A 25,338-nucleotide genomic window follows, 5' to 3' on the forward strand; every position below is an offset into this window, starting at 1 on the left:
CATGAACCAATTCTTGCGCAACCTCACCGCCACCCAGCAGATCGGGGCCTTGTTCCTGGTCGTGTTCGGCATCCTGTCCATCGTCACCGTGTGGGCCTTCGTGCGCAATCTGCGCGAGCACGCCAGCGACGACCCTGCAGCCGAAGCCCGGGCCCTGGAAGCCAAGCGCTTCTGGGGGCTGCTCAAGACCTCCTGGGTCATGGCCACGGTGTTCTGGATCGGCTGGGTGCTGGGCGAAACGGTGGCCACGGTGCTGTTTGCCATCGTGGGCTTTTTTGCGCTGCGCGAGTTCATCACCCTGTCGCCAACGCGCCGGGGCGACCACCGCAGCCTGGTGCTGGCGTTCTTCGTGGTGCTGCCCTTGCAGTTCTGGCTGGTGGGCAGCAAGCACTTCGACCTGTTCACCGTGTTCATCCCGGTGTACGTGTTTCTGGCGCTGCCCGTGGTGAGCGCACTGGCCAACGACCCCCAGCGGTTTCTGGAGCGCAATGCCAAGCTGCAGTGGGGCATCATGGTCTGTGTGTACGGCATGAGCCACGTGCCCGCGCTGCTGCTGCTCGACTTCCCGGGCTACCGCGACAAGGGCGCGTTTCTGGTGTTCTTTCTGGTGTTTGTGGTGCAGACCTGCATGCTGGTGCAGCACCTGCTCGGGCGGCGCTTTCCGCACAAACCGGTGGCGCCGCAAGTGAGCCAGAGCTTTCAGTGGACCAGCTGGCTGGCTGGCGTGGCCGCCGGGGGCCTGGCAGGCGGTCTGCTGACCTTCATCACCCCCTTCAAACCCGGCCAGGCGCTGGGCATGGCGCTGCTGGCCTGCGTGGCGGGCAGCCTGGGGCACTTGGTGATGAAAGCACTCAAACGCGACCGCGGCATCACCAGCTGGGGCATGCAGGGCATGTCCGTCACCGGTGCCGGGGGCCTGCTCGACCGGGTGGATGCGCTGTGTTTTGCAGCGCCCGTGTTCTTCCATTCGGCACGCTGGTACTTCGGTTTGTAGAAGAATCGGCCGATAGCGCTAGTTCCCATTGCCCCAATAGCTATAAAAACGAGAGCAAATGCGCATCCTTGGTATTGACCCCGGCCTGCAGACCACCGGCTTCGGCGTGGTGGACATGGACGGCCACAAGCTCAGCTACGTGGCCAGCGGCACCATCCGCACCACCACCCTCGCGCTGGGCGATTTGCCCGGGCGCCTGAAGATCCTGTTCGACGGCATCACCGAGGTCGCAGCCCGCTACCAGCCCGATGTGGCCTCGGTCGAGATCGTGTTCGTCAACGTCAATCCCCAGTCCACGCTGCTGCTGGGACAGGCGCGGGGCGCCGCCATCACCGCCCTGGTGGCCAGCAATCTGCCCGTGGCCGAATACACCGCGCTGCAGATGAAAAAAGCCGTGGTCGGCCACGGCCGAGCCGCCAAAAGCCAGGTGCAGGAAATGGTGCGGCGGCTGTTGCAGCTGCCAGGCCTGCCGGGCACGGACGCAGCCGACGGCCTGGGCATGGCCATCACCCATGCACACGCCGGGTCCGCCATGGGCCGCCTGGGTGAAGCCGCCACGCTGAACCGGCGGCAGCATGCGATGTACAAGGATGGGCGGAGTTATTGAACAAAGAAATCGGCCCTGGGCCAAGCTCATGCATGGACCTCGAAGGGCTTTTTGGCACCCGCCGCGTCCACACATCAATCGCAATAGCCAAACTTGTCTGTGAGCTTTGTAGCCAAGTCTTTTGCCAAAGTCCGCGCAAGCACTACCGAATCACGGGAGGCCCTGAACGACGTACCCACGCCGGCCCCATAGAAACCGCGCGCCCCTCGACACAACATCACAATTTCTGGCCTTGAGGACAAAGCCGCGCTATCGCCGCTGTCCACAATTACTTCGTAGCGGATACGCCGCATAGTGCGGCCGCGCAGCGTCTCTAGCACCCGAGCCTCATAGATGTGACGCTCCTCTGTTATTGAGGGCATTTCTCCATGCAGCAAACTAGCCCCTGTGCGCTCGTCGATGACAGGCTCGATGGCAACACGGGTGTGCACGACCACAAACGCATGGGGCGTCATCCGCAAGGCACGTGCCATGCCGTCCTTCATCTCTTCACTCCAAGGTTCCAGCTCTACCGGCACCCGATCGATGTCAGGAATATTTGCAGCAACTGCGATAGGCGCAGCAATAGCAGTAAATACCAAGCATAAAGCACCAAAACTAGCGTTACGCCATGGCGTTTTCCGGCCCCAGCAGTCTGCCTCACGCATAACTATGTTTCCTCCGAATAACGGCGACAGCCATGGCAACTAATCAGAATTTTATAAAACAAATAACGCTACCAATCCCATGGATGATGACCAAAAATTCATCCAGAATAGGGACAGACAAAGGGCGCGTTGAGTATTTCAAAATTCTCAACATCATTTAGCCTCACTGCCACCCAAAAACGGAAATTACACCCCACCACAGACCTTACCGCAATCCCTCAAATTCCAATTCCAATTCCAATTCCAATTCCAATTCCAATTCCAATTCCAATTCCAAGATTAATTAATTTTCTTAAAAAATCTATCATCCATAATCCAACCAACACCCTTTTCACACACGACTTTTTTATAAGCAGCGGCCTTATTTATCTCCCACCGCGGCGATATGCTACAGACCTCACCAGGGGAAATATAAAACACAACCTTGAAACTATCATCATTCCTATAAACCTCCACGCGCTCAACCGCTTCCCAACGGCCCTCTGGAGAACTCCAACAACCTGACAATAACATGCAAACAAAAAACACCAACAATATTTTCATTGACTTTTTACTTTGCTGTAATTTATTCGCTCAATTAATCGATTAGACCTAGATACCACAATCAGTAATTCTTTCGGCGTCACACCATTAGACGATATCGGATTGACCTGAAATCTAGGGTCGTGCGCAAGAACCCCAATCGACTCCAAAACTTCAGCCACATTTGTAGAGCAGCTATTTGAAATAATGTCGTACGGCTTCTGTTCAGCGATTCTTCGTTCGAACTCTTGCTTCATGATTTTTTTCTCGCGCGAGGAAACCTTAAGCACCAACCCAGTAAAATCACGAATAAAGCTATTATTCTGCAAATACTTGCCCCTCGCAATGGATGAATATTGTGAATGCGCTCGCGTATAAATCACATCATCAATATCTACTGCAGCGTGACCCCACTGAGATCCTGGACTAAGCATCATGGCATCAAAAATGAACACCTCTACAGCCTGATCCTGTACATCAAACACCATCACTTCGTTTATTTTGATTTTCTGCTGATAGCCAAATACTTCAGGCCTCATATTTAAACTGCGTAATGTGAGACTCCGAGGTTCTACTCGACCATGGGTAACATAAGGAATCGATCCAGCGGTTTGAAATGCCTTAATCGCATCAACGAGACTTGATGTAAAAACACCGTTAATACCGAATGACCGAGAACCCGAAAACTCAACTGCGTGGCTCTTCAATAGGCTCTGAATCAGTTTGACGTCACTTGGTTTGTTAGCAGCCAACGCTCCAACAGGAGCAGAAATCTCGACGTCGCCTTTATTCATAGATCAAGCCAACTGCGTCTTCATCCGCTCCGCCCGCTCTTTTGGCGAGGGGTGGGTGGACAGAAAGCTGCTCGAATCACCGCCCGACATCGCGGCCAGCTTTTCCAGTGCGCTCACGCAGGCGCCAGGCTGGTAGCGCTTGGCTTTCATAAAGCCCATGGCGTAGTCGTCGGCCTCGCGCTCGTTGCTTTGCGAGTGCTGGGCGCGCACCACTTTTTCAAACAGATCGCCCAGTTGCGAGTTGGCGATGGCGCCGGCGCGGCTGTTGCTGGACGACACGGCGTTGCGCAGGGCGCTGGTGCGCAGGGCAGCCTGGATGCGGGCCTTGCTGTGGCCCTTTTTGACGTGGCCGATTTCATGACCGATGACGTAGCGCACTTCGTCATCGGTGAACTTGTCCATCAGGCCCGAATACACACGGATGGTGCCGTTGGCCATGGCAAAGGCGTTGATGTCGGGGGTGAGGTAGACCTTGAAGTTCATCTTCAGGCCGTCATACGTGCCCAGGCCCGCCGTGAGTTTGTTCAGGCGGGTGGCATACGGGTTGCCTGCGGGGGCGATACGGTTCTGGCGATCGCTCTCGGCGGCCATCTGGTCGAAGGCGGCCTTGACTTCGTCATCGGTCAGCGACTCGGATTTGGCCAGGTCCTTGCCGGCGTCCAGCATCTTGCCCAGGTCAAACTGCGCCCAGACGGGCGATACGGCACTCACGCCGGATGCCAGGGTCACCAGCGTCAGTAATTGGCGGCGGTCCATCGAATTCCCTCTCTCTTTGTGGTCGTTGCTTTAGGTATGGATGTTTTATTGAGCAACCTTGTGCAAGCAATGGTTCTCAAGTGCGCCGGAATATAGCGACGCCACCTCCTGTTTCCGGGGGTGGGTCCTGTCTGCAGATGTAAGAGCTGTGTGCCGATGCTCGGCGCGGGCCGCCAATCCACAACAGGGTTGACGACACCTCGCCACCACAAGGCCTGACGCCCAGCGATAGAAAGTGAACGCCTCAAACGGCCGACTGGCTTGGCAGAAGAATTCGCCCGCCGGAGCGACGCGTCTCAGCGCCCCAACCCGCGCTTGAGTTCCTTGAGCAGCAGCAGCACCTGGTTGGACGCGTGGCGGCAGCTGCCGTTGAGCAGCTGTGCCGCCTTGGGCTGGTCGCCCGACTGGAAGGCCGTCACTACATCGGCCGCCTGCTGGTGAAAGTACTTGTGCCGCGCCACCAGCATGTCGAACGCGGGGTAGTGCCCCAGACGCACCCGGCCTGTGCCGTAGAGCCAGCGACCCAGGTCGCAGCGGTCGTCCTGACAGATGCGCTCGGGCCGCATGACCTCGTCGGAGCGGCCGTTGACCATGTCCTGCAGCTGCAGGCGCCAGCGCTCGTGGCTGGCGATGGCGGCATCGATATCGATCTCGGTCATCAGCGTGGCCGCGTATTCAGCGTCCAGCACCAGTTCGCTGCCGTTGTCTTCCATGGCCCAGGTGGTCTCGGGGCTGGTGGGGTCCTGCTCCCGGATCTTGAACAAGCGGCTGAAAAAACCCATGCGTCATCCCTTTTGCACGACTGGTCCGCGCAGCGCAGGATGGCAGCCAGCGCGGAAATGTCTTGAAACATTCTGTGGTGCCTCCGCCGTTTTGGCTACCAAAAAATGACCCTCTGGTAAAAATCGGCGCAGGCAACCCTGCTGCCACTGCCAGCTCTACGCCCACCGCCTGCGCAAAAGCCGCGCGCGCCGGACAATCTGGGCATGACCTCTACTCCCCGCCGCCCTGCCCTGTCCATGCTTGATCTGGTGGCCGTCCGCGAAGGCGGCACCGTGGCCGATGCGCTGCAGATTGCGCTGCGCACCGCCCAGCATGCCGAAAAACTGGGCTTTGCCCGCTACTGGCTGGCCGAGCACCACAACATGGCGGGCATTGCCAGCTCCGCCACCGCTGTGCTGGTGGGCCACATTGCCGGTGGCACCTCGCGCATCCGCGTGGGGTCCGGCGGCGTGATGCTGCCCAACCATGCCCCGCTGGTGGTGGCCGAGGCCTTTGGCACGCTGGCCGAGCTGTACCCCGGCCGCATCGACCTGGGCCTGGGCCGCGCGCCCGGCACCGACCCCACCACCATGCGTGCGCTGCGCCGCAACCGGGTGGAGACCGAAGAAGACTTTCCGCGCGACGTGGCCGAACTGCAGCGCCTGCTGGCCCCTGCCGAACCCGGCCAGCGCCTGATTGCCATGCCCGGCGCGGGCACCAATGTGCCGATCTGGCTGCTGGGCTCCAGCCTGTTTTCGGCCCAGCTGGCGGCCGAGCGGGGTCTGCCGTATGCCTTTGCCTCGCACTTTGCGCCGCGCATGCTGCACCAGGCGATTGACCTGTACCGCAATCTGTACCGCCCCTCCGCTGCCTGGCCCAAGCCCCACGTGGCCATTGGCGTGCCACTGATCGCGGCCCCGACGGACGAAGAGGCCGACTACCTGGCCAGTAGCACCTACCAGCGCGTGCTGGGCATTTTGACGGGCGACCGCCGGCGCCTGCTGCCGCCCATCGAGGGCTACGCTGCGCGCCTGCAACCGCAAGAGCGTGCAGCGATTGGCGACTTTCTGGCTGCAGCCGTGATTGGCGGGCCGGACACGGTGCGTGCGGGGCTGGCGCGCCTGATAGAGGCCACAGGCGCCGACGAGCTGATGCTGGTGAGCGACGTGTACGACCCTGCGCTGCGCTTGCGCTCGCTGGACATTGCTGCCAAGGCGCACGCCACGCTGGGCCAGGCCGCCGTGACGGCCTGAGCGCCCGTCGTTTGTTCGCGCGTCAGCGCGCCAGATAGCCCCCATCGACGGGGTAATACGCCCCGGTCACAAACGACGCCTTGCTGGACGCCAGCCAGGTCACCAATTCAGCCACCTCTTCGGGCTGGCCCAGGCGGCCGATGGGGTGGGCTCCGACCAGCATGGCGTTGATGCCGGCGTCCTGCTCCAGCCCGCTGATCATGGGCGTGTGGATAAACGCTGGGCCCACCGCATTGATGCGCACGCCGTGCGCGCTGTATTCGATGGCCGCCGCCTTGGTCAACCCCACCACGCCGTGCTTGGCCGCCGTGTAGGCGGGCGCCGTGGCAAAGCCCACCGAGCCCAGGATGGACGCCATGTTGATGATCGAGCCGCCGCCGTTCTTCAGCATCGCGGCGATCTGGTACTTCATGCCGTAGAACACGCCCGACAGGTTGATGTTGATGACCTGCGCCCAGCCGTCCAGCGGGTAGTCGGCCGTCGGCGCCTGTGGGCCACCAATGCCCGCGTTGTTGCAGGCCACGTCCAGGCGGCCGTAGTGGGCGACGGTGCGCTGTACCAGCGCATCGCAATCCTCGGGCTTGCCCACGTCGGCCGCCACAAAGATCGCGTCGCCCCCGGCGGAGCGCACCAGCGCGGCGGTTTCCTCGCCCGCCTGCACATTCACGTCCGACACCACCACCTTGGCACCTTCGCGCGCCCACACCTGCGCAATGGCGCGACCGATGCCCGACGATGCGCCCGTTACCAATGCCACCTTGTTCTTCAGCATGAAAGACCCCTTGTTCGTTCAAAACGCCTGCAACCCGATGCCACAGATCACTTTTCATTCTGCGCGCGCAATGCGTCAGCGCCTTGACCTGTGTCATGCCCCGGGCATGGAAGCGGGGTGGAGGCAATGGGCCTTGGGTAGCGGCTACCATCAGGGGCTGCCGGTCCTGCGACGGATGTTTGCCCGTTGCAGGACTGCGTGATTTCCACGCCCACGCCCCACCACCCACGCCCGCATTTGCATGCCTGCTTTTTCCTTTGAAGCCCTGGACGCCCAAGGCCAGACCCGCAAAGGCCTCCTGGAGGCCGACACCGCCAAGGCCGCGCGCAGCCTGCTGCGGGCCCAGGCGCTGGTGCCGCTGGCAGTGGAAATGGTGCAGACGGGCCAAACGCTGGACGGCCGGTCCGCCAGCCTGGGCCAGCGCCTCTTCACACGGCCCGTGTTCAGCGCGACGGGGCTGGCCATCTGGACCCGGCAGATCGCCGGGCTGGTGTCGTCGGGGCTGCCGCTGGAGCGCGCGCTGACCGCGCTGTCCGAAGAAGCCGACGATGAGCGCCAGCGCCACCTGGTCGCCGCGCTGCGCGCCGAGGTCAACGCGGGCGCCACCTTTGCCCGCGCGCTGTCGCAACACCCGCGCGAGTTCTCTGACATCTACTGCGCCGTGATCGGCGCGGGCGAACACAGCGGCAACCTGGGCCTGGTGCTGGAGCGCCTGGCCGACGACCTGGAAGAGCGCCAGGCGCTCAAGGCCAAGCTGGTGGGCGCCGCGCTGTACCCGGCCATCGTGACCCTGGTGGCCATCGTGATCGTGCTGTTCCTGGTGGGCTATGTGGTGCCGCAGGTGGCCAGCGTTTTTGCAGGCACCAAGCGCGCGCTGCCGTTCCTGACGGTGGCCATGCTGGGCCTCAGCGCCTTTGTGCGCAACTATGGCTGGGTGATGCTGATCGCTTCAGTTTTGATAGCACTTGGGGCAAAGTGGGCGCTCACCATCGGCCATATTCGCGAGAAATTCGATGCTGCCTGGCTCAATCTGCCCCTGGTGGGTAAGCTGGCGCGCGGCTACAACGCAGCACGGTTCGCAGGTACGCTGGCCATGCTGGCAGGCGCTGGGGTGCCGATCCTGAAGGCCTTGCAGGCGGCTGCTGAAACGCTGAACAACCGCGCGCTGCGGGCCGACGCGCTCGACGCCCTGGTTCTGGTGCGCGAGGGTGCCCCGCTGGCCTCGGCCCTAGCCCAAAAGAAACGCTTTCCGGGCCTGCTGTCGATGTTTGCACGCCTGGGCGAACAGACCGGACAACTGCCCGTGATGCTGCAGCGCGCCGCGCGCCAGCTCTCGACCGAAGTGCAACGCCGCGCCATGGCGCTCGCCACCATTCTGGAGCCGCTGCTCATCGTGGGCATGGGCGGCATCGTGATGCTGATCGTGCTGGCCGTGCTGCTGCCCATCATCCAACTCAACCAGTTTGTGAAGTAGAGCGTGTTATGCACTTTTACGCACCCGCGTCGGGCCCACAGGCTGGTGATCGCAAGGCGCAGCGCGCCGCCAAGGCAAGCGCCTTGGCAAGTGCTGCAACGCCGCGAGCGCCTGCCTGTGGGCCCGACCCTATGGGAAAGCCGGGGAAAGGCCCGGCCACGTTGTTGCAGGCCACTTGCGGTATTCATACCGCCGCGCGGCCTGCGCCTAGTTGCCGGGCCTTTCTCCGGCTTTCGCGGGCACGTAAAAGTGCATAACACGCTCTAACGTATGGCGGTGACCCTGGACGACAAACTGGTGGTGGCGATCTCCTCGCGCGCGCTGTTCAATTTTGAGGAAGAGAACCGCGTCTTCGAAAAGGACAACGACCGCGCCTACGTGGACATGCAGCGCCAGCGGCTCGACGTACCTGCTGCGCCGGGCGTGGCGTTTTCACTGGTGCGCAAGCTGCTCGCGTTCAATACCTCCGAGCACCAGCGTGTGGAGGTGGTGCTGCTGTCGCGCAATGACCCGGTGAGCGGCATGCGCGTGTTCCGCTCGTGCCATGCCCATGGGCTGCCCACCATCCAGCGCGGCGTGTTCACGCAAGGGCGCGACCCGTTTCGCTACCTGCGGCCACTGGGTGCACACCTTTTCCTGTCCGCCAACGAGGCGGACGTGCGCGAGGCCTTGCACCTGGGCTACCCGGCAGCGCGGGTGGTGACGGAGTCGGTGCAGGCGGGCGACTCCAACCCCAACGAAGTGCGGATTGCCTTTGACGGCGACGCCGTGTTGTTCTCCGATGAGGCCGAGCGCGTGTACCAGGCGGAGGGGCTGGCCGCCTTCCAGCAGCACGAGACCGACAAGGCCGCACAGCCCCTGCCCGACGGCCCGTTCAAACCCCTGCTGGCCGCCTTGCACCGCCTGCAGTCTGCGGGCGAAGCCGGTGGCACCGGCATGCGCATCCGCACCGCACTCGTCACCGCCCGCAGCGCCCCCGCGCACGAGCGCGCCATCCGCACCCTGATGGACTGGAACATTGCAGTGGACGAAGCCATGTTCCTGGGCGGCCTGCCCAAGGGCGAGTTTCTGCGCGAGTTCGAGCCCGATTTCTTCTTTGACGACCAGACCGGCCACGTCACCTCGGCAGCGCGCCACGTGCCTGCGGGCCATGTGAACAGCGGCATCTCGAATCCGGCGCGGGTCGCTGGGAACTGACCCGCAGGAGCCTCGGCTGCAGGCTGGCGCGCTGTGCCACCCTGCACCCAGCCCTTGGGAAAAGTTCTGCAAAGACTTGCAACGCCCGGTGAAAGCCTGCAAAGCCCCGGTTGCAAACCACCGCCCTCGCCCCCCATGTGCCACCATGGCCGTTGAGACTTCGAAGGAGAACACTTTGCGCATTCGCACATCCCTGGCGTTCATGGGGTTGCAAAGGCCGGTCCTGGCGACGGTGGCCCTGTTGGCAGCCTGTGCAGCCCTGGCACAAACGCCCCCACCAGCACCGGCCCCTCCAGCGGAGACACACGCCGCCACAGAGCCCGCAGCGGCAGTGAGCCCGGGCGAGCTGAAGGCACAACGTGAATTCAAGATGCTGGACTTCAACGGAGACGGCAAGCTCAGCCGCTCTGAGGTAAAGCTGTTCCCGCGCCTGGCGGCAGCCTTTGACGAGGCCGACACGGATGGCGATGGCTTTGTGTCGTATGCCGAAGTCCGTGCCTTCGCCGCCAAGTACCGCGCCGAGCGTGATCGCCAGCGGGCAGCGGCACAAGCGGCTGCGACGTCGGCGGCACCGGCTGCGCCGCTCCCTGCGCCAGAAACCCGTCCGTGAGGAACGCTGATTGCACTTTGCCAAGCGGCAAAGCCCAAAAAATCAGTCCAATCGACTTGGAGCGCTAGTGCAATATGCGCTGCCAGCTATCTAATTAATAGCAAATAATACCTGGCGCATCGAGGCAGTACCCACAGCTTCCGTGCACACGGCACCGTGCACCCACTGAATGCAGCGCCTGTACGTCACAGTTTGACGCTGCGCAGTGGCTTCGCTGCACTGCACCGGGCTCGCCAAAGCACGCAATGGGCCGCCTTCAGGGCAGGCAGCCCGGCAGCGCCAGCTGCTCAGGCGCCACCGGTGCGCTTGACCTTGGGGTCGGTGTAGGTCAGCGGCTCGTTCTTGGCCTGCTGGGCCAGGCGCTCCTGCAAGGTCATCTTGTTGACGTCCTGCGCTACCTCTACCGCACTGCCGCTGGCGCGCCACATCGACTGGATGAACTCCAGCAGCTGCTTGTAGATCGGCTCTTTGGGAGGCTCCGGCGGCTCTTCGACGGTGTCTTTCTTTTTTACCGCCGTCCAGTCCCGGTTGGGCGCCTCGGGCGCCGAGGGTTTGTCCGGCTCGCGCACGATCGCCCCCTCACCCAGCCGGTCCATAGACTCGACCGGGTTGGGAGCGTTGATGGGACGCACCGGAGGCGCACCCGAGGCGCCAGTGGAATACAAATCAGCGCCCTGAGGACGCCAGGACGGCGATCGATCGACAGGTGGCATTTGCATGACATTGGCCCGTAGTTGAACAAAATGTACAGAGGGTCTTTCGGCCTCTTCGTACATTCATTACGGCAAAAAGGAGGGTGAATTTAGGTCTTTTTCACCGATTGAGCGAAATTTAGGGTTTTCCCCAATAAAAAGCCAGCTTTTTGGGACGGTTCAGCGTCAGGCAGGGACCATGAAGGTGCCAAACAGTGCCCCGAATGGGCCGAATCGGCCGAACAGCGCGCTGGGCGCACGCCGAATGTCGCAACAGCACCACGCCGTCAGAAGGCGGGGCGCCCGCAGGTCATCGCCCGCTGCAGGGGAACAGGCAGAAAAGTAAGCGGCTCGGGCCGTGCGCAAGGAATGCGCAAGAGGGGGTCTCCGCCGGCCCCACATTCCCGACAGAGCATGTTGACGGTCTTGCAGAGGAGCGCAGACAGGCTCCTACGGCTGGCGGGACAAGGTCCGAGCCCAGGACGGAGCCGGCTTGACTCCGCCTTACAAGGTCAAAGAAAGCGTTCGAGCAAGCGGCGCGAATGCTTGTCCAGCGCCGTGGTGTCCTTCACACGGAACTGCAAGCCGTCGCCCCCGGCAATCAGCAGCCGGGTGCGCCCGCCCAGGCGGCGGATGTCTTCTTCGGCCTTGAGCACCAGGCGGGCAGGCCCCCGGTCGGTCTCCACATCCCAGGTGCTAGGGGTCGAGAAACTAGAAACGGCGAGGATTTTCTGGATAGTGGGCACAAACTCGCGCACCTCCAGCTCTTCATCAATGAGCTGCCGGGCGGCGCCCGTCACGGCCTCCAGCCGGGGAACCCACAGCAGCTCATGACCGTCGGCGCCCACCAGGGACAGCCCCTCGCCCGGCGCGGCGATGGGAAAAGCACGCACGGGAGTCACGCCCTCATGGGCCGTGCCATCGGCCAGGGTCAGGACGAGGCGGCCGTGCGGGTTGCGCGTGAGCTGGAAGGCGGGGGTGGACGACGATGGGGTCAGGGAAGCATTCATGGCAGGGTCGCTCACAGCGTCTCAGGGGTTGCCGGCGGGGTGGGCCGGGTGCAGCAGGCTGCTGTCGATGATGACGCCTGCGGCCTGCGCGTCTTCTTCGGCACGGCGGGCCTGGGCTTCGTACAGGCGCCAGTAGGCCCCCTGCTTTTCCATCAATTCATCGTGCGGGCCCACTTCCACCACCTCGCCGCGGTCCATGACCACCAGGCGGTCGGCCTTGCGCAGGGTGGACAGGCGGTGGGCAATGGCGATCGTCGTGCGACCTTGCACCAGGTTATCGAGCGCCTTCTGGATTTCCTTTTCGGTCTCGGTGTCCACCGCCGAGGTGGCCTCGTCCAGGATCAGGATGCGTGGGTCGATCAGCAACGCGCGCGCAATGCTGATGCGCTGGCGCTCGCCGCCCGACAGGCCCTGGCCGCGCTCGCCCACCAGCGAGTCGTAGCCGTGCGGCAGGCGCAGGATGAATTCATGCGCATGGGCGGCACGGGCGGCGGCCACGATTTCCTCGCGCGTCGCTTCGGGTTTGCCGTAGGCGATGTTCTCCGCGATGGTGCCAAAGAACAGGAAAGGCTCCTGCAGCACCAGGCCGATGTGGCGGCGGTAGTCGGCCACCGCAAAGCGGCGGATGTCGATGCCATCGACCTGGATGGACCCGTCGCTCACGTCGTAGAAGCGGCTGATCAGGTTGACCAGCGTGCTCTTGCCCGAGCCGCTGTGGCCCACCAGGCCGATCATCTCGCCGGGGCGAATGTCCAGATCCAGCCCCTTGATGACCGCGCGGCTGCCGTAACGGAAGCCCACGCCCTGCATGCTGATGGCGCCCTGCACCTTGTCCACCTTCACGGGTTGGGCCGGGTCGGGCACGTTGCTCACGTGGTCCAGGATGTCGAAGATGCGCTTGGCGCCTGCGGCGGCCTTCTGGGTAACCGAAACGATGCGGCTCATCGAATCCAGCCGCCCGTAAAACCGCCCGATGTAGGCGATGAAAGCGGTGAGCACACCCACCGTGATCTGGTTGCGCGACACCAGCCAGATGCCGAACGCCCAGACCACCAGCAGCCCGATTTCGGTCAGCAGCGACACCGTGGGGGTGAACAGGCTCCAGGTCTTGTTGAGCTTGTCGTTCACCTCCAGGTTGTGCTGGTTGGCATCGCGAAAGCGCTGGGCCTCGCGCTTTTCCTGGGCGAAGGCCTTGACCACGCGGATGCCGGGAATGGTGTCGGCCAGCACATTGGTTACCTCGGACCACACACGGTCGATCTTTTCAAACCCGGTGCGCAGGCGGTCGCGCACGGTATGGATCATCCAGCCAATGAAGGGCAGCGGCACCAGCGTGACCAACGCGAGCCACGGGTTGATGGAGAACAGGATCGCCGCCGTCATCACGATCATCAGTACATCGGTGATGAAGTCGAGCGCGTGCAGCGACAGGAACACGTTGATGCGGTCGGTCTCCGACCCGATGCGCGCCATCAGGTCGCCGGTACGCTTGCCCCCAAAGTAGTCGAGCGACAGGCGCAGCAGGTGCTCGTACGTGGTGGTGCGCAGGTCGGCGCCGATGCGCTCGGACACCAGCGCCAGGATGTAGGTGCGCGCCCAGCTCAGGCCCCAGGCGGCCAGCGCCGACAGCAGCAGGCCGCTCAGGTACAGCAGCACCAGGCCAGGTTCGATCTGTTTGCCGTTCTGAAACGGAATCAGGATGTCATCCATCAGCGGGATGGTGAGGTAGGGCGGCACCAGGGTCGCTGCCGTGGACGCCAGCGTCAGCGCAAAACCGGCCGCCAGCTGTTTGCGATAGGGCCGCGCAAAACGCCACAGGCGCAGCAGCACCCAGGTGGAGGTCTGGGGTGGCTGGGCACGGGCGCAAGCCGGGCACTCTTCGGTGTCGGGCGGCAGCGGCGTATGGCAAGTAGGGCAGGCAGGTTCGTCGGCTTCGTCCTCGGCACCGCTGTCGCCCCGGGCGCTTTGTTGTTCAAAACGTTGCACCAGGCGCAGCGCCTGCGCATGGTGCGCCAGGGTAAAGCGCCACTGGGCCAGGCGCTCCTGGGGGTTGTGCAGCTCGAGCGAGCCCACTCCGCCATGGTCATGCAGCTTGAGCGTCAGCCCTTCACCCAGGGGCCAGCTGCGCCAGGTCGTGGTACCAGGGTCGCAGGCCAGCAGCCGTTCGGAGGTCACCACCACCCACCCCGCCGCAAAGCGCAGTGTGGCGCTCAGGTCAACCGGCAAAGCCGCCAACACGTTCTCTTTGGAAGCGAGCATGGCCCGCAGATCGGCCCCCACAGGGCCAGAAAAGACACCCGAGGCGTCCACAGAATGGTGATGTTGCATTTTTGGTTGGGTTTTCCGCCACCGGTTGCCTGCGGTGGCCGCTCTCGCGAAAGCAAGAATTCTCACCGATACTGCACGCCACGGTGCGACGGCATCCTCCTGTAACGTCTGTGGCGGCCTTTTGGCTGACACTGCGCACAGGCCCTGGACTGGCGCACAATCATCGTCCACAAAATTCCCTTTCGTCCCCCTACCGCACAGCCCTTACCAAGGCCGGAACCACAACCGCTGCAATCCATGGCGAAACTCAACGACATCCAACTGCTTCGCATCAACTACCTGCGGGGCCCCAATATCTGGACCTACCGGCCGGTCCTGGAAGTCTGGCTGGACCTGGGCGAGCTGGAGGACTACCCCTCCAACACCATCCCCGGCTTCAATGACCGCCTCACGGCCTGGCTGCCAGCGCTGATCGAGCACCACTGCGGCGTGGGCGAGCGCGGCGGCTTCCTGCAGCGCCTGCAGGAAGGCACCTGGTGCGGCCATGTGCTGGAGCACATCGTGATCGAGCTGCTCAATCTGGCAGGCATGCCCACCGGCTTCGGTCAGACGCGCAGTACCAGCCAGCGCGGCGTGTACCGCATGGTGTTCCGCGCCCGCGACGAGAGCGTGGCCCGCGTGGCGCTGGCCCAGGGCCATGCGCTGATCATGGCGGCCATCAACGACCAGCCTTTTGATGTGCAGGCCGCAGTGGCCCGCGTGCGCACCGAGGTGGACGACCAGTACCTCGGCCCCAGCACCGCCTGCATCGTCACCGCCGCCACCGACCGGGGCATCCCGCACATCCGCCTGAACGACGGCAACCTGGTGCAACTGGGCTACGGCGCCCGCCAGCGCCGCATCTGGACCGCCGAGACCGAATACACCAGCGCGATCGCCGAAGGCATCGCCAGCGACAAGGACCTGACCAAGAGCCTGCTCAAGTCCTGCGGCGTACCCATTCCCGAAGGCCAGGTGGTCAACAGCCCTGAGGAAGCCTGGGAAGCCGCGCAAGACATCGGCCTGCCCGTGGTGGTCAAGCCCTCCGACGGCAACCACGGCCGGGGCGTGACGCTGGACCTGCGCAAGAAGGAAGACATCGAAGCGGCCTACCACGTGGCCTACCCCGAGGGCAGCGACGTGATGGTGGAGCGCTTCATCCCTGGCGACGAACACCGCATCCTGGTGGTCGGCGGCAAGGTGGTCGCCGCCGCACGCGGCGAAGTGGTCAGCATCACCGGCAACGGCCGCAATACGGTCAAGGAACTCATCGACAGCCAGCTCAACTCCGACCCGCGCCGGGGCTACGAGGAAGAGTACCCGCTGGAGATCATCGACCTGGCCACCGACACCAAGGTGCAGCTCGAACTCAAGCGCCAGGACCTGGACGCCGACTCGGTGCCCGCCGCTGGCCGCCAGGTGGTGGTGCAGCGCAATGGCAACGTGGCCGTGGACTGCACGGACGATGTACACCCCGAGGTGGCCTACATCGCCCAACTGGCCGCCAAGGTGGTGGGCCTGGACATCGCCGGTATCGACATGGTGGCCCGCGACATCTCCAAGCCCCTGCACACGCAGGGCGGCGCGATTGTTGAAGTGAACGCAGGCCCCGGCCTGCTCATGCACTTGAAGCCTGCCGTGGGCGCGCCCCGCCCCGTGGGCCAGGCGATTGCCGAGCACCTGTTCCCCTCCGACGCCGATGACGAAGGCCCCGCGGGCCGCATCCCCCTGGTGGGCGTGGCAGGCACGCGCAACACCGCCACCATCTCGCGCGTGGTGGCCTGGCTGCTGCACCTGAGCGGCCACCACACCGGCCTGGCCTGCCGTGATGGACTCTTTTTGGACCGCCGCCTTGTGGAAGCCACCGACTGCGCCCACTGGGAAGCCGCACACCGCCTGCTGATGAACAAGATGGTGCAGGCCGCCGTGATCGAAAGCGACGCCCGCACCATCCTGCGCGACGGCCTCGCCTACGACCGCTGCCAGGTGGGCGTGGTGACCGACATGGATGGCGTGGAAACACTGGCCGAGTTTGATGTGCACGAACAGGACCAGATGACCAAGGTGATGCGCACCCAGGTGGACGTGGTGCTGGCCGAAGGCGCTGCGGTGCTAAATGCGGCCATCCCCCAGGTGGCCGACCTGGCCCCGCTGTCGGACGGCGACGTGGTGCTGTATGCGCAGGACGGCACGCTGCCCGTGATCGCCGAGCACCGCGCCAAGGACAACGGCCGCGCGGTCTTCGTGAAGAACGGCCGCGTGGTCCTGGCCACGGGCAGTGCCGAGCATGTGCTGGGCGCCCTGTCCGACCTGACCTTTGGCCGCAACGCCGTGGTGCCCGATACCGACGCCCTGCTGGCCGCCATCGGCGCGGCCTGGGCGCTGGACATTGCTCCCGACCTGATCGGCGCAGGCATCAAGACCTTCGAGCCCGAGTTGGTCCCCACTGCCGCCCTGCGGTCTTGATGGCCCGCCGCGCGTTTGCCATTGTTTGTTGTTTGACCTCACATCCCACGACCTGAACAGGGCCCCAGTGCCCTGATGGACCACTGAAAGAGACTTCCATGGATGTAACCCGCACACGGGCCCTGCGCGGCCCCAACCTCTGGAGCCGCCACATGGCCATCGAGGCCGTGGTGACCTGCGCCGAGAACGAGCGCGCCGTGGGCCAGATGGCCGGATTCGAAGCCCGCCTGCGGGCCCTGTTCCCCGCCATCGGCGCGCTGCACCCGGAAACCGGTGGCGGCGACGTGTCGCTGGCCCATGTGCTGCAGACCGCCGCGCTGGCCCTGCAGGCGCAGGCCGGCTGCCCCGTGACCTTTGCGCGCACCACCGCCACCACCGATGCGGGCGTGTACCAGGTGGTCGTCGAATACAGCGAAGAAGCCGTGGGCCGCAAGGCGTTTGAATACGCACAACAGCTCGTCGAGGCCGCACTGGGCAACGGCAGCTTTGACGCCGAAAAGGCCGTCGCCGACCTGCGCGAGCTGGACGAAGACGAGCGCCTGGGCCCCAGCACGGGCTCCATCGTCGAGGCCGCCGTAGCCCGGGGCATCCCCTACCGCCGCCTCACGCGCGGCAGCCTTGTGCAGTTTGGCTGGGGTTCCAAGCAGCGCCGCATTCAGGCAGCCGAAGTTGATTCGACCAGCGCCGTGGCCGAATCCATCGGCCAGGACAAGGACCTGACCAAGCGCCTGCTGCACGCCGCTGGCGTGCCCGTGCCGCTGGGCAAGCCGGTGGAGACTGTGGACGAAGCCTGGGAGGTCGCCCTCAAGGTCGGCCTGCCCGTGGTGGTCAAGCCGCAAGACGGCAACCAGGGCAAGGGCGTCACCGTCAACATCACCGACCGCGCACAGCTTGAAGAAGCCTACAAGAACGCCGCCGACTACGGCACCGTGATGGTCGAGCGCTTCTTGCCCGGCCACGACTTCCGCCTGCTGGTGGTGGGCGACCAGCTGGTGGCCGCCGCACGCCGCGAGCCGCCCCAGGTGCTGGGCGATGGCGAGCACACCGTGCGCCAGCTGGTGGACGTGGTCAACCAGGACCCCCGCCGTGGCGAAGGCCATGCCACCTCGCTGACCAAGATCCGCCTCGATGACATCGCCGTGGCCCGCCTGGCCATGCAGGGCCTGACGCCCGACTCGGTGCCCGAGAAAGGCCAGCGCGTCATCCTGCGCAACAACGCCAACCTGTCCACCGGTGGCACCGCCACCGATGTGACTGACGACGTGCACCCCGAGGTGGCGGCCCGCGCCGTGGCCGCCGCCCAGATGGTGGGCCTGCACATCTGCGGTGTGGACATGGTGGCCGAGACCGTGCTGCGCCCCCTTGAAGAACAAGGTGGCGGCTTTGTGGAAGTGAACGCCGCCCCCGGCCTGCGCATGCATCTGGCCCCCAGCTACGGCAAGCCCCGCAACGTGGGCCAGGCCATGGTGGACAAACTGTTTGCCCATGGCGACGACGGCCGCATCCCTACCGTGGCCGTGACCGGCACCAACGGCAAGACCACCACCGCCCGCCTGATTGCGCACCTGTTCACGGCCCAGGGCCTGCGCGTGGGCATGACCAACACCGACGGCGTGTACGTGAACGGTCGCCAGATCGACAGCGGCGACTGCAGCGGCCCCAAGAGCGCCCGCAACGTGCTGCTGCACCCCGAGGTGGACGCCGCCGTGTTCGAGACCGCCCGTGGCGGCATCCTGCGCGAAGGCCTGGGCTTTGACCGCTGCCAGGTGGCCGTGGTCACCAACATTGGCGCGGGCGACCACCTGGGCCTGAACTACATCACCACGGTGGAAGACCTGGCCGTGCTCAAGCGCGTGATCGTGCAGAACGTGGCCCCCACGGGCTACGCGGTGCTCAACGCCGCTGACCCCATCGTGGCGGCCATGGCTTCGGCCTGCCCCGGCAAGGTGATCTACTTTGCGAGCGACCGCCACCACCCCGTGATGGTCACGCACCGCGCCCAGGGCCACCGCACCGTCTACGTGGACGGTGACTCCATCGTCGCCTCCGAAGGCTCGTGGCGCGAAACCATCCACCTGCGCGACGTGCCCATCACGCGCAACGGCAAGATCGGTTTTCAGGTCGAGAACGTCATGGCCTCTGTGGCCGCAGCCTGGGGCGTGGGCATGCCCTGGCAGACCATCCGCCGCGGCCTGTCGGGCTTTGTGAACGACAGCGACAACGCCCCCGGCCGCTTCAACATCATGGACTACCGGGGGGCGACGGTGATCGCCGACTACGGCCACAACCCCGACGCCATGCGCGCCCTGGTGCAGGCCGTGGACGCCCTGCCCGGCAAGCGCCGCAGTGTGGTCATCAGCGGCGCGGGCGACCGGCGCGACGAAGACATCCGCGAGCAGACCGTGATCCTGGGCGCCGCGTTTGACGACGTGATCCTGTACCAGGACGCTGCCCAGCGCGGTCGCGCCGACGGCGAAGTGATGGCCCTGCTGCGTGAAGGCCTGGCTGGTGCGCCGCGCACCACGCATGTGGAAGAAATCCGTGGCGAGTTCATCGCCATTGACACCGCCCTGGAGCGCCTGCAACCCGGCGACCTGTGCCTGGTGCTGGTGGACCAGGTCGAAGAAGCGCTGGCCCACCTGGCCCAGCGCTGCACCGAAGGCGAGACCGCGGCATGACCGCTGCGCGCACGTTGGCAACCGCCGCCGTTGTGGCGCTTGCCGCCCTCGCGGGCGGCACAGTGCAGGCCGCATCGGGCGAAAAAATCGGCACCGTGGACACCGCGTTCCAGTGGATCGGCCGCGACCACGACATCATCGTCGAGGCCTATGACGACCCGGGCGTACGGGGCGTCACCTGCTACGTCTCGCGGGCCCGCATCGGTGGTGTCAAGGGCACGCTGGGCCTGGCCGAGGACCGCGCCGAGGCCTCCATTGCCTGCCGCCAGGTCGGCCCCATCAGCATTCCCGAGCCACTGAAGAAACAGGAGGAAGTGTTCAGCGAACGCATGTCCATCCTGTTCAAGCGCCTGCGCATCGTGCGCATGGTGGACCCGGCCCGCAACACGCTGGTGTACCTGACCTACTCTGAAAAGCTCATCGACGGCTCCCCCCAGAACAGCGTGACCGCCGTTCCCGTGGACCGCGCCACCGCCATTCCGCTGCGCAAGTGACGGTAGCCCGGTGTGGCCGGGGCATCGCTCAGACATCAAAAAAGGGGCCCCAGGCCCCATTTTTTGATCGTAGATGCCAGTAGCGCTAGTGCAATATACCTGAGCAGCTATCAAATAAATAGCATCTAGCCCTGCGCGGCAATCTGCCGCAGCGCCTGCTCAAACACCTCCACCGGCTGCCCACCCTGGATCAGGTGGCGCTCGTTGATGATGATCGCGGGCACCGAATGGACGCCGTTTTGCAGATAGAACTGCTCGCGCTCGCGCACCTCGTCGGCGTAGCGGTCTGAGGCGAGCAGCGCACGCGCCTCGGCCACATCAAGCCCCACCTCCCCCGCCACGCGCACCAGCACCTCGTGGTTGCTCGGGTCCTGCCCGTCGGTGAAATACGCCGTGAACAGCGCCTTCTTCAGCGCGGGCTGCACGCCCTTCTCTTCGGCCCAGTGCAGCAGCCGGTGCGCATCAAAGGTGTTGTAGATGCGGCTGCGCTTGTCCATGCTGAAGGTGAACCCCAGCGCCGCACCGCGCGCCGCGATGGCCTCGCGGTTCTTCTGGCTCTGCTCGGGCGTGGCGCCGTATTTTTCTTGCAGGTGCTCGCCAATGTCCTGACCCGCAGGACCCATCTGCGGGTTCAGCTCGAACGGCTGAAAGTGCAGGTCCAGCGTGACCTCGCCCTGCAGCCGGTCCGCCGCCTGCTCCAGCGCCTTGAGGCCGATGATGCACCAGGGGCAGGAGACATCGGAGACGAAATCGATCTTGAGGGTGGTGGTCATGGGAGGGGTGTACTGATGAGAGATGGCGAATAGTAGGACGGGTTTGAAAACCGCGATTGTGATGGGTGTACCGGAAACTCATGCTCGCCTGGACGAGCGCGCTCTTGAGTCCTTCAAGGCCTTGTCGGCATAGCTATCGGCAAGCTGTCGCATGAGCTGCTTGACCCAATCTACGCCGAACATCCGGGCTAGATGCCGACAGGAATGCGGTATTGAGGCACGTAGCCCCGCCCGCCACTTTCGCCACGGGTGCAACCCACGCGTCCATGCCTTTACCTACCTATGAAAGTGAGGAGCGCAGGACCTAGCAGAAAGGCTCCAAGCAGCAAGATGACTGGCACGCCAACAGCAAACCAGATCATCAGCCTCGACTCCCTCTTGAAATGATGGTTGACGCTCTTGCTCTTGTCAGAGGAGCTTCCTTCTTCGTTGGAATGATTCGGGTGATTCATGAAGTGCTTTCGCAGTGAATCTTATGACTGCTGTCGGCCAAAGCCAATCGGCCCAGCAAGCCGCCACTTGCTCACATACGCCGCAGCTCCGTCTTCAACACCTTCCCATAGCTGTTCTTCGGCAGCGCCTCCACCCACCGGTATTCCTTGGGCCGCTTGAACCGCGCAATGTGCTCCAGGCACAGCGCATCCAGCTCCGCCCCGGGCACCGTACCACCCTCCCCAGCGACCAGGAAGGCCACCACCACCTCGCCCCATTCCGCATCGCGCTGGCCCACCACAGCCACCTCGCGCACCTGCGGGTGGAGCAGCAGCACCTCTTCAACCTCGCGCGGGTAGATGTTGCTGCCGCCGGAGATGATCACGTCCTTGGACCGGTCCTTGAGCGTGAGAAAACCATCGGCATCCAGCGCGCCCATATCGCCGGTGTAGAGCCAGCCGTCGCGCAGCGTCTGCGCCGTGGCGGTGGGGTTGTTCCAGTAGCCGGGCATCACGGTGTCGCCGCGCACCACCACCTCGCCGGTCTCTCCGGTGGGCACGGGCTGGCCCGTGGCATCGACCACACGCACTTCCACCAGCGACTGCGCCACGCCGACCGACACCATGCGCTCGGCCCAGCGCGGGTGGTCGCGGTCGGCCAGCTGGGCGCGCGACAGGGCGGTGATGGTCATGGGGCTTTCGCCCTGGCCGTAGATCTGTGCAAAGCGGTTGCCCATCACGGCCAGGGCGTTGCGCAGGTCGTCGGCGTACATCGGGCCGCCGCCGTAGACGATGGTCTTGAAGCCCGACACGTCGGCACCCGTGGCACGCACATGGTCCACCAGGCGGTGCACCATGGTGGGTGCTGCAAACAGCGTGAGCTGGCCCACGCTGGCCGCGAGCTGCACCAGTTCAGCCGGCTCGAACCCGCCCGACAGCGGCACTACATGCCGCTCGCCGCGCAGCACCTGGGCGTAGTTGTAAAGCCCCGCGCCGTGCGACATGGGTGCGGCATAAACCATGGCGTCACCGGGCAGGATGTCGTCCACATCGGTGAAGTAGCAGGCCGTCATGGCCAGCAGGTTGCGGTGGGTCTGCATCACACCCTTGGGTCGGCCGGTGGTGCCCGAGGTGTAGAACAGCGAGGCCACGTCGTGCGGCGCGCGGTCGCACACGTCCATGGGCGTGTGGGCGACTGCGGCGCGGTATGCGTCGGAGCCGAAGACCAGCACCGCGTCCTGCGGCGCCCCGGCCTCGCGCACGGCGGGTGCCAGCGCTTCAGAGGTCAGCACCACGCGCGCGCCAGAGTCGGTCAGCACGTAGGCGAGTTCTTTGGCATGCAGCTTGTAGTTGACCGGCACCGACACGGCCCCTGCCCACAGGATGGCGTGCAGGGCTTCCAGGTATTCGGGCGCATTGGCGGCGTAGATGGCCACGCGGTCGCCCAGGGCCACGCCACAGCGTGTGCGCAGATGGGCGGCCAGCGCGGCGGTGCGGGCAGCCAGCGTGGCGTAGCTCCACAGCACCTGGTCGCCACGCAGCAGCGCGGGCCGGTGGGCGTGCAGCAAGGCGCTGCGGCGCAGCAGGTGGGCGATGTTCATCGGGCGCGCTCCAGAATGCTCACGTAGTTGGCCACGGCCGAGCCGCCCATGTTGAACACGCCCGCCAGGGTGGCACCCGGCACCTGCAGGTCGCCCGCCTCGCCCAAGAGCTGCATGGCCGACACCACATGCATCGACACGCCCGTGGCGCCGATCGGGTGGCCCTTGGCCTTGAGCCCGCCCGAGGCGTTGACGGGCAGGCGGCCGCTGCGCAGCACGGTGCCGTCTTCCAGCAGGCGGTGGCCCTGGCCTGCGGGCGCCAGGCCCATGGCCTCGTACGTGAGCAGCTCGGCAATGGTGAAGCAGTCGTGCACCTCGGCCAGCGACAGGTCGTGCACCGCGCACCCGGCCTGCTGCAGCGCCTGCTGCCAGGCACGCCGGGGGCCTTCAAAGTCCACCACACGGCGGCGCGCCATGGGCAGGTAGTCGTTCACCTGCACCCGCGCCCGCAGGCGCACGGCGCGGGGGAAGTCGGCCACCGCATCATCGGCCGCCAGGATGAGCGCTGCGGCGCCGTCAGACACCAGCGAGCAGTCCGTCTTGCGCAGGGGCGCGGCAATCATCGGGTTGCGGTCGGACACGGTGTTGCAGAACTCAAAGCCCAGGTCCTTGCGCATGTGGGCCCAGGGGTTGAGCGCGCCGTTGGCGTGGTTCTTGGCGGCGATGCGTGCCAGGGTGGACGAGTGGTCGCCATGCGCGGCAAAGTAATCCTGCGCGATGGAGGAAAAAATGCCCGGGAAGCCGCCGGGCGGGTGGCCCGCCTCGCCGGAGTAGCCGCAGTCACCCAGGATGCGCGTGGCCTCGGCGCCGGAGACAGAGGTCATCTTTTCGGCGCCGATGACAAGGGCAACCCGGGCGCGGCCGGCTTCGATCGCGTCACACGCGGCATAGAGGGCCGCCGAGCCCGACGCGCAGGCGTTCTCCAGCCGTGTGGCGGGCTTCCACCGCAGGGCCTCGTCGCATTGCAGGGCCAGCGACGAGGCAAACACATCGGGCGTGAAGCCGCCGTTAAGGTTGCCCAGCCACACGCCATCCACCGCTGTGCCGTCGATGCCCGCGTGCTGCAGGGCCTCGCGGCCCGCGCGGGTGATGAGGTCTTCCAGGCCCATGCCGTCCAGCCGTCCAAACGGCAAATGCGCCCAACCCACAATCGCTGCACCCATGTCCATCCTCCGTTGATGCACGCCACGACGGCGCGATGGCAAGCACTGTAGGCAAGCGACGGCCCTCCGCACAGTCGCCGAACTACCCAAGGGAAAACCCGAAGCCCTGGCGCCCCGCGCAGCCAGCGCCATCAATCCCCCACACGCTGTGGCGTTGAAACCGCATTGCCTAGACTGCACCTAAGAACCTGTTCACAAGCCACCGCACAACACACTGCAAGCAGTGTGCACCCCCTCCCACCCCTTTTTTCTGCACGACGACCATGACCCTGGACCAGCAAAAATCCATCCTTACCATCGCCCTTCTGGCAGCGTTTGCCGATGGCAACAAGGACGATGCCGAACGCGAAGAGATACGCCGCATTGCCGAGTCGCTCGCGGGCGACGGGGGCGTGGCCGACCTGCCGCGCATCTACCAGGACGTGCTGCTGCAGCGCACCAGCGTGCAGGCCGCCGTGCAGGGTTTGAGTGAGCCCATGCACCGCCAGCTGGCCTACGAGATGGCTGTCTGCGTGTGCGATGTGGACGGCCGCCAGACCGCGGCGGAGCGCGAGTTTCTGACCCGCCTCAAGGCGGCCCTGCAGCTGGGCGACCCGCAGACGGCAGCGTTTGACCAGCAAGCCGATGCGCTGGTGGACGTGGCCGAAAAGGCCGTGCCGATGGCGGTGCCGGTGGCCACTGCTGCGGCAGCGCCTCTGGCCGCAGCAGTCGGTGCAGGTGCCTCGGACGCAGAGCTGGACAAATCCATCCTGAACTATGCGCTGCTCAATGGCGCGCTGGAGCTGCTGCCGCAGTCATGGGCGTCGATGGCCATCATCCCGCTGCAGGTGAAGATGGTCTACGGCATTGGCAAGGCGCACGGGGTGGAGCTGGACCAGGGCCACATCAAGGAGTTCATCGCCGCTGCCGGCGTGGGCATGACGTCGCAGTACCTGGAGCAATTTGGTCGCAAGCTGCTGGGCGGCCTGTTGGGCAAGGTGGCGGGCCGCACCATCGGCGGGCTGGGCGGCGCTGCCACAGGCATGGCGTTTTCGTTTGCCACCACCTACGCGCTGGGGCAGGTGGCCAAGCGCTATTACGCCGGTGGCCGGGTCATGAGCACGGCCATGCTGCGCGAGACCTTTCAGGGCCTGCTCACGCCCGCCAAGCAGCTGCAAACGCAGTACTTGCCACAAATTCAGCAGAAGGCTGCGACGCTGGACGCGGGCCAGATCATGGCCCTGGTACGGGGCAAATAGCGAATGCTATCAAATTAGTAGCTGCTTGCACATATTCGACTAGCGCTTGCGGCCGATTTGACTTAAAAACCGCCCCGCAGGCATGCAGGGGCCTGCC

Annotated in this window: 21 protein-coding genes; 10 read left to right on the forward strand and 11 right to left on the reverse strand. The window is 64.7% G+C overall.

All coding sequences use genetic code 11. The features are described from left to right. Position 1 precedes the first annotated feature (1 nt). The gene (locus C8C95_RS05560) at positions 2-994 is read left to right on the forward strand and encodes a phosphatidate cytidylyltransferase (protein WP_116750148.1); all 993 of its coding nucleotides are present in this window, start codon (positions 2-4) and stop codon (positions 992-994) included. A 58-nt stretch (positions 995-1,052) separates the two neighbouring features. Further along, positions 1,053-1,601 (forward strand): crossover junction endodeoxyribonuclease RuvC, encoded by a 549-nt coding sequence (ruvC, locus tag C8C95_RS05565; RefSeq protein ID WP_056066401.1) that lies wholly within the window; start codon positions 1,053-1,055, stop codon positions 1,599-1,601. Between the two features lie 74 nt (positions 1,602-1,675). Here ruvC and C8C95_RS05570 read toward each other — a convergent pair whose 3' ends face one another. The 4 genes from C8C95_RS05570 to C8C95_RS05585 all read right to left on the reverse strand — a co-directional run bounded on the left by C8C95_RS05570 (position 1,676) and on the right by C8C95_RS05585 (position 5,102). Further along, positions 1,676-2,248 carry a hypothetical protein gene (locus C8C95_RS05570; RefSeq protein WP_133246209.1) on the reverse strand — a complete coding sequence of 191 codons (573 nt, stop codon included), beginning with the start codon at positions 2,246-2,248 and terminating at the stop codon, positions 1,676-1,678. A gap of 539 nt (positions 2,249-2,787) precedes the next feature. After that, positions 2,788-3,564: a peptidoglycan-binding domain-containing protein gene (locus C8C95_RS23480; RefSeq protein WP_133246210.1), complete on the reverse strand. Its 777-nt coding sequence runs from the start codon at positions 3,562-3,564 to the stop codon at positions 2,788-2,790. Positions 3,565-3,567: 3 nt separating this feature from the next. Further along, the gene (locus C8C95_RS05580; protein ID WP_116747930.1) at positions 3,568-4,320 is read right to left on the reverse strand and encodes a M48 family metallopeptidase; all 753 of its coding nucleotides are present in this window, start codon (positions 4,318-4,320) and stop codon (positions 3,568-3,570) included. 296 nt (positions 4,321-4,616) lie between these two features. Beyond that, the gene (locus C8C95_RS05585; RefSeq protein ID WP_015015652.1) at positions 4,617-5,102 is read right to left on the reverse strand and encodes a CZB domain-containing protein; all 486 of its coding nucleotides are present in this window, start codon (positions 5,100-5,102) and stop codon (positions 4,617-4,619) included. 204 nt (positions 5,103-5,306) lie between these two features. On the opposite strand from C8C95_RS05585, the gene C8C95_RS05590 reads away from it, so the two are divergent. Beyond that, positions 5,307-6,335, forward strand: coding sequence for an LLM class flavin-dependent oxidoreductase (locus C8C95_RS05590; RefSeq protein ID WP_116747931.1), 1,029 nt, complete (start codon positions 5,307-5,309; stop codon positions 6,333-6,335). 22 nt (positions 6,336-6,357) lie between these two features. Here the strand turns inward: C8C95_RS05590 and C8C95_RS05595 are convergent, their stop codons facing one another. Continuing rightward, positions 6,358-7,107 (reverse strand): SDR family oxidoreductase, encoded by a 750-nt coding sequence (locus C8C95_RS05595; protein WP_116747932.1) that lies wholly within the window; start codon positions 7,105-7,107, stop codon positions 6,358-6,360. A 241-nt stretch (positions 7,108-7,348) separates the two neighbouring features. On the opposite strand from C8C95_RS05595, the gene gspF reads away from it, so the two are divergent. The 3 genes from gspF (at position 7,349) to C8C95_RS05610 (ending at position 10,388) form a co-directional block, all read left to right on the forward strand. Continuing rightward, positions 7,349-8,581: a type II secretion system inner membrane protein GspF gene (gene gspF, locus C8C95_RS05600; protein ID WP_116747933.1), complete on the forward strand. Its 1,233-nt coding sequence runs from the start codon at positions 7,349-7,351 to the stop codon at positions 8,579-8,581. A 270-nt stretch (positions 8,582-8,851) separates the two neighbouring features. Further along, complete coding sequence (locus C8C95_RS05605; protein WP_116747934.1) at positions 8,852-9,778, forward strand: 5'-nucleotidase; 927 nt, start codon at positions 8,852-8,854, stop codon at positions 9,776-9,778. 202 nt (positions 9,779-9,980) lie between these two features. Beyond that, positions 9,981-10,388: an EF-hand domain-containing protein gene (locus tag C8C95_RS05610; protein ID WP_207780641.1), complete on the forward strand. Its 408-nt coding sequence runs from the start codon at positions 9,981-9,983 to the stop codon at positions 10,386-10,388. Positions 10,389-10,675: 287 nt separating this feature from the next. Here the strand turns inward: C8C95_RS05610 and C8C95_RS05615 are convergent, their stop codons facing one another. The 3 genes from C8C95_RS05615 to C8C95_RS05625 all read right to left on the reverse strand — a co-directional run bounded on the left by C8C95_RS05615 (position 10,676) and on the right by C8C95_RS05625 (position 14,418). Further along, entirely contained in the window at positions 10,676-11,107 is a 432-nt protein-coding gene (locus tag C8C95_RS05615; protein ID WP_116747936.1) for a hypothetical protein, read from the reverse strand. Positions 11,108-11,592: 485 nt separating this feature from the next. Next, positions 11,593-12,090, reverse strand: a complete 498-nt coding sequence (locus C8C95_RS05620; RefSeq protein WP_056746931.1) for a DUF1854 domain-containing protein — start codon at positions 12,088-12,090, stop codon at positions 11,593-11,595. A gap of 21 nt (positions 12,091-12,111) precedes the next feature. Then, a complete protein-coding gene (locus C8C95_RS05625; protein ID WP_116747937.1) occupies positions 12,112-14,418 on the reverse strand; it encodes an ABC transporter ATP-binding protein in 2,307 nt (768 codons plus the stop codon). Positions 14,419-14,655: 237 nt separating this feature from the next. Between C8C95_RS05625 and cphA (C8C95_RS05630) the strand changes: the two genes are divergently transcribed. The 3 genes from cphA (C8C95_RS05630) to C8C95_RS05640 all read left to right on the forward strand — a co-directional run bounded on the left by cphA (C8C95_RS05630) (position 14,656) and on the right by C8C95_RS05640 (position 20,035). Then, positions 14,656-16,863, forward strand: a complete 2,208-nt coding sequence (gene cphA / locus C8C95_RS05630; protein WP_015015661.1) for a cyanophycin synthetase — start codon at positions 14,656-14,658, stop codon at positions 16,861-16,863. A 98-nt stretch (positions 16,864-16,961) separates the two neighbouring features. After that, positions 16,962-19,541 (forward strand): cyanophycin synthetase, encoded by a 2,580-nt coding sequence (gene cphA, locus C8C95_RS05635; protein ID WP_116747938.1) that lies wholly within the window; start codon positions 16,962-16,964, stop codon positions 19,539-19,541. After that, the gene (locus C8C95_RS05640; protein ID WP_056066440.1) at positions 19,538-20,035 is read left to right on the forward strand and encodes a CreA family protein; all 498 of its coding nucleotides are present in this window, start codon (positions 19,538-19,540) and stop codon (positions 20,033-20,035) included. The genes cphA (C8C95_RS05635) and C8C95_RS05640 overlap by 4 nt, the downstream gene beginning before the upstream one ends. A 125-nt stretch (positions 20,036-20,160) precedes the next feature. On the opposite strand, the gene C8C95_RS05645 is transcribed toward C8C95_RS05640, so the two are convergent. From C8C95_RS05645 to C8C95_RS05655, 3 genes are all read right to left on the reverse strand, one after another. Continuing rightward, the gene (locus C8C95_RS05645) at positions 20,161-20,808 is read right to left on the reverse strand and encodes a DsbA family oxidoreductase (RefSeq protein WP_116747939.1); all 648 of its coding nucleotides are present in this window, start codon (positions 20,806-20,808) and stop codon (positions 20,161-20,163) included. A gap of 523 nt (positions 20,809-21,331) precedes the next feature. Continuing rightward, positions 21,332-22,840 (reverse strand): AMP-binding protein, encoded by a 1,509-nt coding sequence (locus tag C8C95_RS05650; protein ID WP_116747940.1) that lies wholly within the window; start codon positions 22,838-22,840, stop codon positions 21,332-21,334. After that, positions 22,837-24,003: an acetyl-CoA acetyltransferase gene (locus C8C95_RS05655; protein WP_116750149.1), complete on the reverse strand. Its 1,167-nt coding sequence runs from the start codon at positions 24,001-24,003 to the stop codon at positions 22,837-22,839. The genes C8C95_RS05650 and C8C95_RS05655 overlap by 4 nt, the downstream gene beginning before the upstream one ends. Positions 24,004-24,266: 263 nt before the next feature. On the opposite strand from C8C95_RS05655, the gene C8C95_RS05660 reads away from it, so the two are divergent. Further along, positions 24,267-25,241 (forward strand): DUF533 domain-containing protein, encoded by a 975-nt coding sequence (locus tag C8C95_RS05660; RefSeq protein ID WP_116747941.1) that lies wholly within the window; start codon positions 24,267-24,269, stop codon positions 25,239-25,241. The last annotated feature ends 97 nt before the right edge of the window (positions 25,242-25,338 follow it).

This window comes from Acidovorax sp. 99 (assembly GCF_003096455.1).
Taxonomy (GTDB): Bacteria; Pseudomonadota; Gammaproteobacteria; order Burkholderiales; family Burkholderiaceae_C; genus Acidovorax; species Acidovorax delafieldii.

What these genes read in the sequence shown, in the direction of transcription:
- C8C95_RS05560 (WP_116750148.1), top strand. Translation starts at nt 2, where the DNA reads ATGAACCAATTCTTGCGCAACCTCACCGCCACCCAGCAGATCGGGGCC.
- ruvC (WP_056066401.1), top strand. Translation starts at nt 1,053, where the DNA reads ATGCGCATCCTTGGTATTGACCCCGGCCTGCAGACCACCGGCTTCGGC.
- C8C95_RS05570 (WP_133246209.1), bottom strand. Translation starts at nt 2,248, where the DNA reads ATGCGTGAGGCAGACTGCTGGGGCCGGAAAACGCCATGGCGTAACGCT.
- C8C95_RS23480 (WP_133246210.1), bottom strand. Translation starts at nt 3,564, where the DNA reads ATGAATAAAGGCGACGTCGAGATTTCTGCTCCTGTTGGAGCGTTGGCT.
- C8C95_RS05580 (WP_116747930.1), bottom strand. Translation starts at nt 4,320, where the DNA reads ATGGACCGCCGCCAATTACTGACGCTGGTGACCCTGGCATCCGGCGTG.
- C8C95_RS05585 (WP_015015652.1), bottom strand. Translation starts at nt 5,102, where the DNA reads ATGGGTTTTTTCAGCCGCTTGTTCAAGATCCGGGAGCAGGACCCCACC.
- C8C95_RS05590 (WP_116747931.1), top strand. Translation starts at nt 5,307, where the DNA reads ATGACCTCTACTCCCCGCCGCCCTGCCCTGTCCATGCTTGATCTGGTG.
- C8C95_RS05595 (WP_116747932.1), bottom strand. Translation starts at nt 7,107, where the DNA reads ATGCTGAAGAACAAGGTGGCATTGGTAACGGGCGCATCGTCGGGCATC.
- gspF (WP_116747933.1), top strand. Translation starts at nt 7,349, where the DNA reads ATGCCTGCTTTTTCCTTTGAAGCCCTGGACGCCCAAGGCCAGACCCGC.
- C8C95_RS05605 (WP_116747934.1), top strand. Translation starts at nt 8,852, where the DNA reads ATGGCGGTGACCCTGGACGACAAACTGGTGGTGGCGATCTCCTCGCGC.
- C8C95_RS05610 (WP_207780641.1), top strand. Translation starts at nt 9,981, where the DNA reads ATGGGGTTGCAAAGGCCGGTCCTGGCGACGGTGGCCCTGTTGGCAGCC.
- C8C95_RS05615 (WP_116747936.1), bottom strand. Translation starts at nt 11,107, where the DNA reads ATGCAAATGCCACCTGTCGATCGATCGCCGTCCTGGCGTCCTCAGGGC.
- C8C95_RS05620 (WP_056746931.1), bottom strand. Translation starts at nt 12,090, where the DNA reads ATGAATGCTTCCCTGACCCCATCGTCGTCCACCCCCGCCTTCCAGCTC.
- C8C95_RS05625 (WP_116747937.1), bottom strand. Translation starts at nt 14,418, where the DNA reads ATGCAACATCACCATTCTGTGGACGCCTCGGGTGTCTTTTCTGGCCCT.
- cphA (WP_015015661.1), top strand. Translation starts at nt 14,656, where the DNA reads ATGGCGAAACTCAACGACATCCAACTGCTTCGCATCAACTACCTGCGG.
- cphA (WP_116747938.1), top strand. Translation starts at nt 16,962, where the DNA reads ATGGATGTAACCCGCACACGGGCCCTGCGCGGCCCCAACCTCTGGAGC.
- C8C95_RS05640 (WP_056066440.1), top strand. Translation starts at nt 19,538, where the DNA reads ATGACCGCTGCGCGCACGTTGGCAACCGCCGCCGTTGTGGCGCTTGCC.
- C8C95_RS05645 (WP_116747939.1), bottom strand. Translation starts at nt 20,808, where the DNA reads ATGACCACCACCCTCAAGATCGATTTCGTCTCCGATGTCTCCTGCCCC.
- C8C95_RS05650 (WP_116747940.1), bottom strand. Translation starts at nt 22,840, where the DNA reads ATGAACATCGCCCACCTGCTGCGCCGCAGCGCCTTGCTGCACGCCCAC.
- C8C95_RS05655 (WP_116750149.1), bottom strand. Translation starts at nt 24,003, where the DNA reads ATGGGTGCAGCGATTGTGGGTTGGGCGCATTTGCCGTTTGGACGGCTG.
- C8C95_RS05660 (WP_116747941.1), top strand. Translation starts at nt 24,267, where the DNA reads ATGACCCTGGACCAGCAAAAATCCATCCTTACCATCGCCCTTCTGGCA.